Below are 17,051 nucleotides of genomic sequence, written 5' to 3' on the forward strand. Positions count from 1 at the left end.
ATGAATAAACCACGGACAAGGCTTCCTTTATCATTACCCCAGTCAGATATCTTTTGGGACCAGCTTAGAAATGAAAATTCTCCAGTTTATAATATTGGCGGCTATATAAAATGCCGTAAGCTGGATCTTGAAAAGATCAACTGGGCTCATGAAAAAGTAATTAATGGCAACGACGCTTTCGGTATTAGAGTAAATTATGACGCTGATGAGGTTTATCAATATATCAGTGACGAACGCGAGACCGACTTGGTCTTTATCGATTTTTCAGTGCACGTTGATGCTTTAGCGAAAGCGAAAAGCTGGCTTCAACAAGTTTTTGAATCCCCTTTACCCTTTATTGATACTTCCCTGTTTAAAACTTGGCTGGTTAAAGTTGAAGAAGATCAATATTGGTATGTTGGTTTTGCACATCATCTCATCATGGATGGCTGGGGCTTCTCCAACTGGGCCAAAGAAATATCCCGTTTATACAATCAGTGTGACGGCGATGAAGATACGACTATAACGCCCCTAGCTTTAAACACTGTCCTGCTCAAAGATGCAAAGTATCTAAAAAGCCAGCGATATCTCAAAGATAGAGCTTACTGGCAGACTCGGTATCATCAGGATAATAGTAGTATAATTCGGGCCAACTACGCCAGTGAATTTGCTCATTCCCGCGCTTGTCCCAGCCGTCGTTTTGAATTACCTCTTTCCAGAGATTTTTACCGGCAAATTAAAGGTCTTTCACAAGAGTTCAAAGTAAGTATCTCTCATATTTTTTTGGGCGTTTTGAGCAAATATTTTTCTTCAGCATATTCAGCATCAAGTCTGTGTTTTGGTATTCCGGCACATAACCGGGGAAACTTTGCTGAGAAAAAAATGATAGGTGTGTTTACCGGAGTAAATCCTTTTAGCGTGGAAGTTGAACCGGGGCAAACTTTTCGTGATTTGGTCAGCAAAATTGCCAGTCAACAAAAATCTGATTTCAGGCATCAAAAGTATCCTATCAGCCATATAAGCCGTGATTTAGGAATAACGGCACATGGCAATGCCATTTATGAAATTATGTTTAATTTCTTGCAGCTGGATTACAGAGACTTATTCTTTGATTCATACCAGGGCGAATTGAATTATGTCAGCCATAACCATCACAAAACACCGTTGGCTATTACATTATGGGACGGCGGAGCGGAACAGGTTGAGCTTCAGTTCGAGTATTCATTGGCGTGTTTTGTAGAGCAGGAAATTCAGGTATTATCCGAGCGTATTTTACTTTTATTACAATCTCTCCTTAGCTGCCCAGATACCCTTTTATCAGATGTTGATATCTTGACGCCAGCAGAGAAGGCATTGCTGTTAACCGAAAACCACTACCAAACAGAAAGTTCCCTCAGTTGCTTGTGCATTCATGAGTTTTTTGAAACCAGAGTGTCACTCCACCCCGAGCAGGAGGCTGTGCTTTGCAATGGCGCTTCTTTAACTTATGAGGATTTAAACCGCCGTGCCAACCAGCTGGCCCATTATCTGAAAGCACAGGGGGTGAAGCCCGAGACCTTAGTCGGGGTGTGTGTCGAGCGCTCTTTGGATATGGTGGTCGCTATTCTGGCCATCCTCAAGGCTGGCGGTGCTTATCTACCTTTAGATCCTGACTATCCTGAATCCCGGTTGGCCTATATGCTCAGTGACAGCGGCGTAGATATTGTGTTGACACAAAGCCAGGTGCTGGACAGCTTACCGTTTCTTGAGAGTTGGGCCCTGTGTCTGGATGATGCACAGCTAGCAATAAGATTAACGGCCATGCCGTCGGATAATCTGTCGGTATCATCTGTGGGATTATGCGCTGAGCATCTGGCGTATGTGATATATACCTCAGGCTCTACCGGGCAACCTAAGGGGGTTATGGTCGAGCACAGAAACACTGCAGCCCTGTTGGCCTGGGCGTTGGATTTTTATAGCCGGGAAACCTTAGGGTGCGTGCTGGCTTCAACTTCGATGTGCTTCGATCTGTCGATTTTTGAAATATTTGCACCTCTGGCCGCCGGAGGTTCGGTTTTGATAGTTAAGAATATTCTTAATTTCTTTGAGACTGATGCCCTAGACAAAGTTACTTTAGTCAACACGGTGCCTTCGGCGGCTAAGATTTTACTTTCTGGTAAAAAGCTGCCAGTAAAATTAAAAACGATAAATCTGGCGGGAGAAGCATTAAAGCAAGATTTGGTTGATAGCCTATATCAGGCAGGTTTTAGCTCTGTGTATGACCTATATGGGCCATCAGAAGATACCACCTATTCCACCTATAAATTGCGAACAGCCAAGGGGCGGGCGAGCATAGGTATCGGGATAGCCAATACCCAGCTTTATGTGTTAACGCAATCAGGCCAGCTAGCCCCAAAAGGGGTGAGTGGGGAACTATACATAGGCGGAGCGGGATTAACTCGGGGTTATCTGAACCGGCCAGAACTGAATGATGAAAAGTTTGTTACCAATCCATTTTATGACGGTTTGGGCAGTAACAGCAGTAAACGCTTGTATCGAACAGGGGATCTTGTGCGTTGGCTGCCCAGCGGTGAGCTGGAGTACTTGGGTCGTATTGACCATCAGGTGAAGGTGAGAGGATATCGCATTGAGCTGGGGGAAATTGAACATGTCCTAGAAGAGTGCGATGGGATTAAAGAAGCCGTGGTGCTGGCTCGCGAAGCGGGAGGAAATGACAAACGCTTGGTAGGCTATCTGGTTGCCACGGGTGCAGATAGTCATGAAGCGCGGTTAATCGAAGAAGCGCGTCAGCATGCGCGTAAAACCTTACCTGACTATATGGTGCCCAGCGCCTTTGTGTTGCTAGAGCATTTGCCGTTAACCGCTAATGGTAAGGTTGACCGTAATGCTCTACCAGAGCCTGAAGCAAGCTCCTTAAGCGGTGAGTATGTTGCACCGCAAACCGTGACCGAAAAAACCTTATGCCGGATCTGGCAGGAAATACTGTTGCTTGAACGGGTTGGTATCCAGGACAACTTTTTTGAGTTAGGGGGACATTCCTTGCTGGTCACCAAACTGGCCGCCCGCTGCAGCGAAGCCTTTGAGGTGACTTTGCCGCTGCGGGAGATTTTCAACCAGCCGAAGCTGGCAGCGCTAGCGGCCTTTATCGACAGCTGTGACCAGGGACTGCAAGGTCCGCCGCTCCTGCCGGTGTCCCGAGAGCAAGCCTTACCCCTGTCTTATGCACAGCAAAGGCTATGGCTGCTGGATAAAATCGACGGCGGCAGCGCCCATTACAATATGCCGGCGGCGTTAAAACTGACTGGCACTCTCAACCAGGACGCCTTGAAGCAGGCCTTTAGCGCTATCGTTGCGCGTCATGAAAGCCTGCGTACGTGTTTTATCGGCGGTGATGACGGCGAGCCGATCCAGGTGCTCCAAGAAGCGGACACTTTTGATATCCCGTTTACGGACTTATCGACACTTACGATAGGGATCCGCGAGGCTGAAATTGCTGAAGTGATCGCTAAAGAGGCGGTCAGTGCTTTTGACCTGAGCCAGGATTTAATGCTTCGGGCACGACTGCTAAAAGTCTCCGATCTAGAGCATATTTTGCTGGTGACCATGCACCATATCGCTTCAGATGGTTGGTCCATGGGCATATTGGTGAATGAGTTTAGCCAGCTGTATCGTGCTTATGTTCAGGGAGAAGAAGCGTCTCTGGCTCCCTTGGCCATTCAGTATGGCGACTATGCTTACTGGCAGCGCCAATGGTTGCAAGGCGACGTGCTAGAGCAGCAGTTGGACTACTGGCAAAATCAGCTGTCGTACTTGCCTGTGGTGCATAGCCTGCCGTTGGATTATGCCAGACCTATGGTGCAAAGCTTTACCGGTGATGTTCATGCCAGCAGTCTTGATAAAAACGATGTCGCGCGTTTGACGGCCTTGTGCCAATCCCATGGCGCCACCTTGTTTATGGGACTGCATGCTGCGTTTTCGGTTTTATTATCCCGCTATAGTAATGAGCAGGATATCGTGGTCGGCACGCCGGTGGCGAATCGGGAGCAGTCAGAAGTTGCCGAGCTAATAGGCTTTTTTGTCAATACGCTGGTGCTGCGTAGCGATTTATCGGGCAGCCCAAGTTTTCATGATTTACTGGGGCAGAGCAAGCGCTGTTTGCTCGATGCTTATGACCATCAGCAGGTGCCGTTTGAACAAATCGTCGACCGTTTGCAGCCTGAGCGCAGCCTAAGTCACAGCCCGCTGTTTCAGGTGATGCTATCGCTGCAAAACAATGACCAGGGCAGCTTATCGTTGCCGGGATTAGAGTTGTCGATGGTGGAAGGCGGCGGACAAACCGCGAAGTTCGACCTAACCCTGAATATGGCAGAGGAGGCCGGTGGCCTCGGTCTCTATTGGGAGTTTAATACGGCTGTCTTTAAAGATGAGACAATAGTGCGTATGGCGGAGCACTTTGAGGTGTTGCTGAGCGCCCTGTTGCAGTCACCTGAGCGAGATGTGTTCAGTCATGAACTGGTGACCAGCCGGGAGCGTGAACAGCTGCTTGAAAGCCGTCAGGATATTGAGTGCTTCACCCCGTCAAGGCGCTGCCTGCATGAACTATTTGAAGAGCAGGCTGCGCGCCACCCAGAGAAAATTGCCCTAGTATATGAAGCAAGCCGTCTTAGTTATGGCGAGTTAAACCGCCGCGCCAACCAATTAGCTCGCTACCTGACGGCACAGGGAGTGAAGCCGGATACTTTAGTGGGACTTTGCGTTGAGCGCTCGCTGGAGACGGTGGTCGGTATGTTGGCTATTCTCAAGGCAGGCGGGGCCTATGTACCGCTTGACCCGGCCAATCCACAGTCCCGCCTGACGTATATGCTTGAAGACAGCGGTGTGCAAACCGTGCTGACTTCACAAGCGGTGCTGGCGCAATTACCGGTGTTGGCGGATAAGGCCCTGTGTCTGGATGACGAAGCCGTACAGGCACAGTTGTCGGACATGTCGGTGCAGAACCTGTCAGTATCTTCGCTGGGCCTTGCGTCCCATCATCTGGCTTATGTTATTTATACCTCAGGCTCTACCGGGCAACCTAAAGGGGTGCTGGTACAGCATAACAATGTGACCCGCCTACTAGGCACCTCACAAGCGCATTTTGACTTTAGTGAAGCTGATGTCTGGACCCTGTTCCATTCCTACGCCTTTGACTTCTCGGTGTGGGAGATTTGGGGTGCATTGGCCTATGGCGGACGTTTAGTGATAGTGCCTTACTGGGTATCGCGCTCGAGCGGAGATTTCTACCAGTTGTTGGTGCAGGAAAAAGTGACGGTCTTAAACCAGACCCCGAGCGCCTTTAACCTGTTGATTGCCGAAGACAGCCGTCGGGATGAACCACTGGCGCTGCGCTATGTGGTTTTTGGCGGGGAAGCCCTGAATTTCACTCAGCTTAAACCTTGGGTGGCGCGCCATGGCGATAACACCCCAGAGTTGGTCAATATGTATGGGATCACCGAAACCACAGTGCATGTTACCTATCGACGTATTCGGGAACAAGATCTGACGCAAGGTCGGGGTGCGAGCCCGATAGGTAAGCCACTGGCAGATCTGGATATTCTGTTGTTGAATGAAAAACAAGTGCTGGTACCGGACGGTATTGGTGGTGAAATGTATGTCAGCGGCCACGGGGTTAGCCGGGGTTACTTAAATCGGGAAGAGTTGAGTGCTGAGCGTTTTGTGTGTTTGCCGGGACAGGGTGTGAAACGCTTTTACCGCACCGGCGATCTGGCGCGCCGACAGGAGGGAGGTGAGCTTGAATATTTGGGACGAATAGATCACCAGGTGAAGGTACGGGGCTTTCGTATAGAGCTGGGTGAAATAGAGCATGCTCTAGCAACTCATAGTGACATTCAGGAAGCCCTAGTGTTGGCTCGGGACAATGGAGAAAACAACAGCCAGCTGGTCGCTTATCTAGTGGTTGGCGACAGTGAAAGGGAAACAGGGGCCTTGATAGAGGATGTTAAGGGGCATATTCGTCAGGCTTTACCGGAGTACATGGTGCCGTCGGCGTATATGATACTGGAAGCTTTGCCGTTGACAGCGAATGGTAAAGTCAATGTTAAGGCACTGCCGGAGCCAGATATTGGATTATCCAGAGCGGAGTATGTAGCCCCTAAATCGGATACGGAACGGGCGTTATGCAGCATTTGGCAGCAAGTGCTGGAGGTGGAACGAGTCGGAATTATGGATAACTTTTTCCAGTTAGGCGGCCATTCCTTATTAGCGACTAAACTGGTGGCCAGAATTAATGAAACTTTTGATATCTCATTGCCGTTGCGTGAGGTTATCAGCCGACCCATATTGGCTGAGCTTGCAGCTGTTTTATCCGGTTATGAGCGCGATCCAAATCGGCTGCAACTAACACCTGTTTGCCGAGAGCTTGCTTTACCCCTGTCTTATGCACAGCAAAGGTTATGGTTACTGGACCGGATCGACGGCGGAAGTGCCCATTATAATATGTCGGGTGCTCTGAGGCTGGAGGGTAAATTAAATGTTCAGGCGCTGGAGCGGGCTTTTTTCACTGTGGTCCAGCGCCATGAAAGCTTGCGCACTCGTTTTATTTCAATGGGAGATGGCGATCCGCGGCAAGAGATTCAGGAGAATTTTACTTTCCATGTACCAGTAACCGATTTATCCACTTTTACGGCAGGGGAGCAGCAAGTACAACTTGCTGTTGCGGTTTCTGCTGAAGCTTCACGAACTTTTGATCTAAGCCAGGAACTTATGCTGCGGGCGCAGTTGCTTAAGCTTTCTTCTCGGGAGCATATTGTGCTGGTAACTATGCATCATATTGCCTCAGACGGCTGGTCTATGGGTATATTAGTGAATGAGTTTAGCCGTTTATATCGTGCTTATGTACAGGGAGAAGATAATCCCCTAATACCACTTGCCATCCAGTATGGCGATTACGCCCACTGGCAACGTAACTATCTGCAGGGACCTAGACTGGATGAACAGTTGGCTTTTTGGCAAGACCGGTTAGCGGGCTTGCCTGTGGTCCATAATCTGCCGCTTGATCGCCCCAGAGCTGCGAGGCAGAGTTTTGCCGGCAATGTGCATTACTCTAGTGTGGATAAAGCCTGCCTGAGAAAATTAATGCAATTATGCCAGGCCCAGGGCGCAACCTTATTTATGGGGCTGCATGCCTCATTTTCCGTGCTTTTGTCACGGTACAGCAATGAAAATGACATAGTGGTAGGCACGCCAGTAGCCAATCGGGAGCAGTTGGAAGTAGCAGATTTGATCGGCTTCTTTGTTAATACCCTGGTACTGCGCAGTGACACCTCTGGCAATCCGGGCTTTCGGGAGCTGCTGGCGCAAAGTAAACAGATGTTGCTGGATGCTTATGCTCACCAACAAGTGCCTTTTGAGCTTTTAGTAGAGAGACTACAGCCGGAGCGTAATCTGAGTCATATGCCTTTATTCCAGGTAATGCTGGCCTTACAAAACAATGATGGAGGCAGTCTGTCCCTACCCGGATTAACCTTATCGGCTATGGAAGATCAAGGGGTAGGTACCGCCAAGTTTGATTTAACTTTAAATGTGATTGAAAGTGAGCAGGGGCTGCAACTTAAATGGGGCTTTAATATCGATCTCTTTGATATAGAGACCATAAAGCAGATGGCCGGTCATTTTGAAACTTTATTGCTCGCCATGGTGCAGTCGCCGGAGAAGGACGTTTTCGCCCATGAACTGGTCACCGGACAAGAGCGCCGTCTGCTCCTCAATGCTGGCAAAGACAGGGTATCGAGTGTTGTTCCACAGCTGTGCATTCATGAATTATTTGAAGCACAAGCTGCGTCGCAGCCAAATAAAATCGCCCTGATAACGCAAGAGGGTAGTCTGAATTATGGCGAGCTTAACCGCCGTGCCAACCAACTCGCCCATCACCTTAAGCTGCAAGGGGTGAAACCGGATACCTTAGTTGGTCTTTGTGTCGATCGCTCTATGGATATGGTTATCGGTATATTGGCGATCCTCAAAGCTGGGGGTGCTTATGTGCCGTTTGATCCGAGCTATCCTGAATCACGCCTACTTTATATGCTTAAGGATAGCGGTGTGGATACCGTATTGACCCAAGAGCGGGTCTTGGCTGACTTGCCTTCATTGGCTGCGCACGCCCTATGTCTGGATAAAGAGTCAGTGCAAACCGAGCTTGTAAATATGTCGGAAGATAACCTGCCTGTATCTTCGCTGGGACTAACTGCTTCTCATCTAGCCTATGTCATTTATACTTCAGGCTCGACCGGACAAGCTAAAGGGGTCTTGATCGAGCATCAGGGAATTGTCAATCTTGCCGCAGAAATACAGAGGATGGATATAGTGCCGGAAGGTGCTTGTTGGGGGTTAAACGCTTCTTATGCCTTTGATTCTTCGGTTAAGGGTCTATCCCAGTTGATGTCGGGTGTGCCGTTGCGTATTTTACCCAGATATGCCGATCAGGAGTCACAAACTATAGGGAGAACCTTTGGACAGTGCGGTGTTCTCGACTGTACTCCGTTAATGGTGGAAGCCTGGTTTGATTTGGGTCTAGAGAGTACTTTACCTAACTTAATCATTGGCGGCGAAGCTATTTCTCCCCAGTTATGGGCCAGACTATGTGACTGGCAACAGCAGTATCAACGCAAGGCGGTGAATGTATACGGTCCAACAGAATGTAGCGTTAACACCCATTGGACGCCGATATCCGGCGACTTGCCCCATATTGGATATCCGCTGGGTAATGTTCGGGCATTGATCCTGAATGAAAATACCTTAGCGCCAGGTGGCGTGCCGGGTGAACTATGTATTGGTGGTATCGGGTTGGCTCGGGGTTATCTGAACCAGGATAAGCTGACGGCTGAAAAATTTATCACCAACCCTTATTTTAATGAACAAGACAACAATAGTTGCCAGCGTCTGTACCGCACCGGAGATTTGGTGCGTCGCTTGGCAGATGGCCGTCTTGAATTTATCGGCCGTACCGATCATCAGGTGAAAATCCGGGGCTTTCGCATCGAGCCGGCTGAAATAGAACATGTCTTGGCAGATTTTAGCCGTGTCAAGGAAGCCGTCGTACTTGCCCGTGACGCAGGGGAAAAGGGGAAGCACCTGGTGGGCTACCTGCTTGCCGAAGATGCCGAAAGCGATAAGAGTGGCCTGATTGAAGCAGTGCGCCAGCATGTAGGTAAACTTTTACCTGAATATATGGTGCCTTCGGATTTTGTGGTACTGGAGTCTTTCCCCTTAACCGCCAACGGCAAGTTTGATCGCAATGCTTTACCTGAGCCGAGCAATGAAATGTCAGACGACGGCTTCAGCGCCCCGCAAACCGAAGGAGAAAAAGCCTTAAGCGTTATCTGGCAAGAGCTGCTGGGGCTTGAACGGATTGCCCTCACGGACAACTTTTTTGAATTGGGAGGGCACTCACTGCTGGCCACTAAGTTGGTGGCTCGGGTTAGCGAGTCATTCGATGTGAAAATTAAATTGCGGGATATTTTTAAACAGCCTGTTCTGGCGAGCCTGGCAGAATTTATATCAGCTCAAAAGCAGGGGAAGAATCATCCGCCTTTGATACAGGTTTCCCGGACTCAGGCGTTGCCCCTGTCTTTTGCCCAACAAAGGCTATGGTTGTTAGATCAAATCGACGGTGGCAGCGCCCATTATAATATGCCGGCGGCGTTAAAACTGACCGGTACCCTCAATGAGGACGCTCTGCAACAGGCGATTACCACTATCCTGTTACGTCATGAAAGCCTGCGCACCTATTTTGTTGCCGGCGACGATGGTAAACCGATACAACTGATCCGTGAGTTAGACAGCTTTGAGGTGGCGCTGACGGATCTGTCCGCCCTTTCGCAGCAAGCGCTACAGACCCGAATAGCCGAAGCCGTTTCAACGGAAGCTGGGAAACGGTTTGATCTGACACGGGATTTGATGTTGCGGGCGCAGCTGCTGAAAATTTCAGCTAAAGAGCATATCTTGCTAGTGACCATGCATCATATCGCTTCCGATGGCTGGTCCCGGGAGATCTTAGTCAATGAATTTAGCCGTTTATATACGGCCTATGCCCAAGGGCAGGACAACCCTCTGCCGCCGCTGGCGATCCAGTACGGCGATTATGCCCACTGGCAGCGCAACTACTTGCAGGGAGCTGTGCTGAATGAACAGCTGGCTTACTGGAAAAAACAGCTTGCTGACTTGCCGGTGCTGCACAGCCTGCCGCTAGATCACCCCAGACCGGCAGTGCAAAGCTTTGCCGGTAATCTCTATGTCTCAAGGATAGAACAAGCGACACACCAGCGCTTGATGGCCATGTGCCAAGAACGAGGCGCCACGTTGTTTATGGGATTGCATGCCGTTTTTTCTGTGTTATTAGCCCGCTACAGCAATGAGCAGGATATCGTTGTCGGCACGCCAGTGGCAAACCGGGAGCAGGTGGAAGTAGCCGGTTTGATCGGTTTCTTCGTCAATACTCTGGTGCTGCGGAGTAACTTATCTGATAACCCGAGTTTTCATGCGCTGTTAGAACAAAGTAAAAACATGCTGCTTGACGCTTATGCCCATCAGCAAGTGCCGTTTGAACAAATCGTCGAACGCTTGCAACCCGAGCGTAGCTTGAGCCACAGCCCGTTATTCCAGGTGATGATTGCCCTGCAAAACAATGAAACGGGTCATTTATCGCTGCCGGGACTTGAGCTTTCTGAAGTTCAAAAACAGGGGCCGGGGATCGCCCAGTTTGATCTGACCCTGAATATCTCAGAAGCAGCAGACGGCCTGATACTAGCCTGGGAATATAATACTGATTTGTTTGAGGCTCAAACCATCGAACGTATGGCGGGACATTTTGAGGTTTTGTTGTCCTCCCTTTTAACGTCCCCTGAATTGGATGTTTATGCCCATGAATTAGTGACGCCACAGGAGCGTGAGCAGTTACTGGATACCTGGAACGATACCGCAGCTAAGTACCGCTCGGAGCTGTGTCTGCATGAATTATTTGAACGTCAGGTCGATACCCATCCAAAGAAAACCGCCCTGATCTGTGAAGAGACAAGCCTCAGTTATGAGACGTTGAACTGCCGCGCCAACCAGCTGGCCCATTACCTGAAAGCACAGGGGGTGAAGCCGGATACCTTAGTGGGGCTTAGCGTCGAACGTTCAGTGGACATGGTGATTGCCATTTTGGCCATCCTCAAGGCTGGCGGCGCTTATGTGCCTTTAGATCCCAGCTACCCGCAAACGCGGCTGAGGCATATGCTCAGCGACAGTGGCGTCACTTTAGTGCTGACGCAGCACAGTGTTCGGGAGCAACTACCTGACTGTTGCGGACAGGTGTTGTGCCTGGACGATGGTGCACTGCAGGAGGCGCTGACGAAGATGGTGGCGGATAACCTGCCGGTATCTTCGCTGGGACTGGCGCCCCGTCACCTGGCGTATGTTATCTATACCTCGGGCTCTACCGGGCAACCTAAGGGGATCATGGTGCAGCATCAGGCGATGCTTGTGCGCCAGGATGGCTGGAACCGGGTGTTTGACTTGGAAAAGCGCCCGCCTGTGGTATTACAAATGGCGGGACTGTCAGTCGATATCCTGCTTGGCGATATGATGAAAGCCCTCGGCTGCGGCGGACGGCTGGAGATTTGCCCGAAAGAGGTACTGCTTTCGCCGGATAAGCTGTATCAGATGATCCAAAGCCGGGAGATCACCTATGGCGACTTTGTTCCGGCGGTGATCCGCGCTTTGACGGATCATTTGCTTGAAAGCGGGCAAAAGCTGGATGCGATGGCGTATATTTCAGTGGGCTGTGAGGCCTGGTACGGACGGGATCTGCGGCGTTTAAAAAGGGTTATCGGGGAAAATACAGAATGTTTTAACCTTTACGGGCAGACAGAATCGGTGATAGATGCCAGTTACTGCCGTGCCACGGAGCTGGTGTTAGCGGATGTGGACACGGTGCCAGTGGGGCAGCCGCTGGCCAATACCGGGTTGTATGTACTTAACGAGCAACAACAATTGCAGCCTTATGGTGTTGCAGGGGAATTGTGCGTTGGCGGTAAAGGACTGGCATTAGGTTATGCCGGACGTGCGGGGTTAACGGCAGAGAAGTTTTTGGCACATCCTTTTACAGAGGAAGTGGGGCAAGGTTTATACCGCACCGGCGATCAGGCGGTGCGGCGGGCGGACGGCAGTCTACATTTTGTCGGCAGGGATGATGAGCAGGTAAAAATCCGTGGCTTCAGGGTTGAGGTAAAAGAAGTCGAAGGCAGATTGTTGGCACTGGAAGCGGTAAAAGCGGCGCTAGTGTTAGCGCGGCAGGACGAGGGGCAGCACAAACGGTTGGTGGGATATTTATTATTCGAACCAGGGCAAAGCTGCTCGCTGGCGGCGCTTGCCGAGCATATGCGGGCGGGGCTGCCGGATTATATGGTGCCTTCGGCCTTTGTGGTGTTGGAGTCTTTTCCGTTGACGGCCAACGGCACGGTTGACCGTAAGGCGCTGCCGGCGCCGGAAGGGGATGTATTAGGCGGCGAGTATATTGCGCCGCGCACTGAAACAGAAAAAACCTTATGCCGGATCTGGCAGGAGGTGCTGGGGCTTGAGCGGGTTGGTATTTCAGACAACTTCTTTGATCTGGGTGGGCACTCCCTGCTGGTTACTAAACTGGTGGCCCATATTGGTGAAGCTTTTGAGGTCACACTGGCGCTGCGGAAGGTCTTTGAGCAGCCGAGGTTAATGGATCTGGCGGCTTTATTGTCCGGTGAGCACTCAGGTGGTATGCGTCCGCCGTTAACTGCGGTTTCCCGGGAGCAGGCTTTGCCTTTATCTTTTGCCCAGCAAAGGTTGTGGCTGCTGGATAAAATAGACGGCGGCAGTGTCCATTACAATATGCCTGCGGCGTTAAGATTAACGGGTAGTCTGAACAGTCAGGCGCTGCAGCAGGCCTTTAGTACAATTGTAGGACGTCATGAAAGCCTACGGACTTGCTTTGTTGTCGGCGATGACGGCGAGCCAGTTCAGGTGATTAATACGCCGCAGGCGTTTGAAGTGCCGCTTACGGATTTGTCTGTGCTGCCTGAAACCGTGCAACAAACACAGATTGATGAAGCTGTTGCCAAAGAGGCGGCCGCGGCCTTTGAGCTGAGCCGAGATTTAATGCTGCGGGCGCACTTGCTTAAAGTTGCCGAGCAGGAACATATTTTGCTGGTGACCATGCACCATATCGCCTCGGACGGTTGGTCGATGGGTATACTGGTGAATGAATTTAGCAGCCTGTATACGGCTTATGCCAAAGGGCAGGAAAATCCGCTGGCGCCTCTGGCGATCCAGTACGGCGATTATGCTTACTGGCAGCGCAACTGGTTACAAGGAGCGGTGCTGGATGAACAGCTAGGGTACTGGGAAAAGCAGCTTGCCGGCTTACCAGTGGTGCATGCGTTGCCATTAGATCACGCCAGACCTGCGGTGCAGAGCTTTGCAGGTGCTTTCCATATCACTCATATCAATAAAAGTACTTATAAGGCTTTGACTGGCTTGTGTCAGGCGCAGGGGGCCACTTTGTTTATGGGACTGCATGCTGCATTTTCGGTGTTGCTGTCCCGTTACAGTGATGAACAAGATATTGTTATTGGCACGCCGGTGGCGAACAGAGAGCAGGTAGAAGTGGCTGGTTTGATAGGTTTCTTCGTCAATACCTTAGTGCTGCGGAGCGACTTATCCGGTAAGCCGAGTTTCCAGGCGCTGCTAGAGCAAAGTAAAAACATGCTGCTGGACGGTTATGCCCATCAGCAGGTGCCGTTTGAACAAATTGTTGAACGTTTGCAGCCGGAGCGGAGCTTGAGTCACAGCCCGTTATTCCAAGTGATGCTGGCGCTACAAAACAATGACGACGGTCAGTTGTCCTTGCCGGGCATAGAATTGACGACATTAGGGGGCGCTGGCGGTAAAAATGCCAAATTTGACTTAACGCTGAATTTGGTTGAAGAGGAAGACGGCCAGACCTTGAGCTGGGTGTTTAATACCGATTTGTTTGAGCGCGACACAATAGCGCGTATGGCGGAGCATTTTGAGGTCTTGTTATCCGCTCTGGTACAGGCACCTGAGCAGGATGTCTTTAGCCATGAGCTGGCGACGGCGCAGGAGCGGGAACAGTTACTTGGGCGCTGGAATAATACCGAGGCAGAAGTCCCATTGGAGTACTGTCTCCATGAACTCTTTGCGGAGCAGGCTGATCGTTTTCCGAAGAAAACCGCTCTAGTCTGTGATGGCATGAGCCTTAGTTACGGTGAGTTAAACCGCCGCGCGAATCAGTTGGCCCATTACCTGAAAGCGCAGGGGGTGAAAGCGCAGACGTTAGTCGGGCTTTGTGTTGAACGCTCGGTGGATATGGTGGTAGGCATTCTGGGGATCCTCAAAGCTGGTGGGGCCTATGTGCCGCTTGACCCGGCTTATCCGCAGGCACGACTGGCCTATATGCTTAGCGACACGAACGTCGCTCTGGTACTGGCCCAGCAAAGTGTGCTGAAGCAATTACCTGTATTTGATGGCCAAGTGATATGCCTAGACGATGAAGCATTACAGGCCGAACTGATGACTATGCCAGTACAGAGTCTAATCGTCTCGGGATTAACGCCCTCTCATCTAGCTTATGTGATTTATACTTCAGGTTCTACTGGGCAGCCCAAAGGGGTAATGGTAGCGCATGAGTCGGTGACTGCTTTTGCTGTGAATAACCGCTATGTGGCGGTGTCCGAGGTTGAGCATGTAGCCAGCCTATCGTCTTATGCCTTTGACGGTTTTGTGTTTGATTTATTCTTTTCGCTGTTAAATGGTAAGACCGTGAGCCTGCTTGGGAAGAATCATATTTTAGATAGCGGGTCATTTAAATCGGCATTAACGGCCAATGGTATAGATACCTTTTTCACCACAACCGCATTATTTAACCAAATGATCCTCAATGACACCTTAGGGGATAGCGGGGTGAAAAACGTCTTGTTTGGTGGTGAAAAGGCGGATCCCGGCTTGGTTGAAAGGGCAGTTCAGCGCTATCCAAGCATTGCCTTTACTCATGTGTACGGGCCGACGGAAACCACGGTTTTTGCTTCAGCCCATCATTTTGGCGATGAAGTGGACCCGGCGATCCCGATAGGAAAGCCTTTGCACAACAAGCAATGTTATGTGCTCGATGCTGCCTTGAACCCTGTGCCGGTGGGCGTAGTCGGAGAGCTATATATAGGGGGACTGGGATTAGCCCGAGGTTACCTGAACCGTCCAGCATTGACGGCAGAGAAGTTTGTTATCAATCCTTTTTATGATGAAAAGAACAGCCGCAGCAGTAAACAGCTCTATCGCACAGGGGATTTGGTGCGCTGGCTGGCGAATGGCTCTTTAGTCTTTATAGCGCGAGCGGATCACCAGGTGAAGGTGCGGGGATTTCGGATTGAATTGGGGGAAATTGAGCATGCACTGACAGGGCAGAGTGAGATCAAAGAAGCCGTGGTGCTTGCTCGTGAAATCGGTGATAACAATACACAGCTGGTGGCCTACCTGGTGAGTAGTGAAGCAGGGCAGCAGGATGCGGAATTGATTGAGCAAGTACGTGGGCATTTACGCCAGGTATTACCAGATTATATGGTGCCGGCGGCTTTTGTTGTCTTGGATGCTTTACCGCTAAGTGCCAACGGCAAAGTAAACCGTCATGCGTTGCCGGAGCCGGATATGGAGGCTTTAAGGGCAGAGTATATCGCTCCGCAAACGGAGACGGAAATACGCCTGAGTGAAATTTGGCAGCAGGTGCTGGGTTTAGAAAAAGTAGGTATCACCGATAGCTTCTTTGAGCTTGGCGGCCATTCGCTGTTGGCAACTAAGCTGGTGGCCAGAATTAATGAAACTTTTGCAATTAACTTCCCTATTAAGGTTTTTTTCGAGCACAACACCATAGAAAAGCAGGCAAAACTTATAGGAAACAACTTATTTGATGAAACGCAAATCGTCATACCACAAAGAAATAAGATGATTTCAAATCAGGATGAATTAGAAGAAATAGAACTATGACACTGTTAACCGAATTAAAAGAATTATTAAAAAACGGCATAGAAGTAAAACTGGTTGGCGAGAAACTAAAAGTTGAGGCCATGCCAGGTGCGTTGAAGGCAGAACAAATCGCTCTTCTCAAACAGCAAAAAGAAAATATTCTTCGACTGTTTCATTCCCTGACGATTAAGTCTAATCGGGATTATGAGTTTCTATCTTTTGCCCAGCAAAGGTTATGGTTGTTAGATCAAATCGACGGTGGTAGCCACCAATATAATATGCCGATGGCCTTGAAGCTCAGTGGTGTTTTTGATGAAAGAGCAATGCAACGGGCATTTGCGGACATAATGGAGCGCCATGAAAGCTTGCGTACCTGTTTTGTTGCTGCAGATGATGGTGAGCCTGTACAAATTATCAAGGAGAAAAGCGGTTTTGACGTGCCGCTAACGGACTTGTCGGCACTGCCAAAAGAGGTGCAACAAACACAGATTGATCAAGCCGCTTCCGCCGAAGCCGAAGCCATCTTTGATCTAAGCTGGGATTTTATGGTGAGAGCACGGGTACTTAAATTATCCTCCCAGGAACATATTTTGCTGGTCACCATGCATCATATTGCTTCAGACGGCTGGTCAATGGGGATACTGGTAAACGAGTTCAGTCGTTTGTATAGCGCTTATGTGCAGGGAGAAGAGAGTCCCCTGACGCCACTTGCTATCCAGTATGCCGATTATGCCAACTGGCAGCGGGAATGGCTGCAGTCTAATAAGCTGGACGAGCAACTGGCTTATTGGCAAGATAAACTTTCGGGTTTGCCTGCATTACATAACCTGCCGCTGGATAAGCCTAGGCCTTTAGCTCAAGGTTTTAGTGGTGAAACCTATGTGTCCTGTATTGCTAAAACCGAGTTAGCAAGTTTAAAAAAAATTTGCCAAACCCGAGAGGCAACCTTATTTATGGGGCTACATGCCGCATTTTCTGTGTTGTTGTCTCGTTACAGCAATGAAAAGGATATCGTGGTTGGGACG

The 17,051-nt window shown here is 49.9% G+C and carries 2 protein-coding genes (1 of these 2 running past the window's edge); both read left to right on the plus strand.

Features of this window, described 5'->3' with window-relative positions; translation table 11 throughout:
- Window positions 1-16,047 (plus strand): non-ribosomal peptide synthase/polyketide synthase, encoded by a 16,047-nt coding sequence (locus GSF04_RS05690; protein WP_211858989.1) that lies wholly within the window; start codon window positions 1-3, stop codon window positions 16,045-16,047.
- On the plus strand, window positions 16,044-17,051 hold the start of the coding sequence (locus GSF04_RS05695) for a non-ribosomal peptide synthetase (protein WP_211858990.1). 8,889 nt of this gene lie beyond the right edge of the window; 1,008 of the gene's 9,897 nt are visible here — the first part of the coding sequence; it begins with the start codon at window positions 16,044-16,046; its stop codon lies off the right edge, out of view. Before GSF04_RS05690 ends, GSF04_RS05695 begins: the two co-directional genes overlap by 4 nt.

It is taken from the genome of Pseudoalteromonas sp. A22 (assembly GCF_018141345.1).
Taxonomy (GTDB): domain Bacteria; phylum Pseudomonadota; class Gammaproteobacteria; order Enterobacterales; family Alteromonadaceae; genus Pseudoalteromonas; species Pseudoalteromonas maricaloris.

Coding starts and splice junctions, on each gene's coding strand:
- GSF04_RS05690 (WP_211858989.1), top strand. CDS start 1: ATGAATAAACCACGGACAAGGCTTCCTTTATCATTACCCCAGTCAGAT.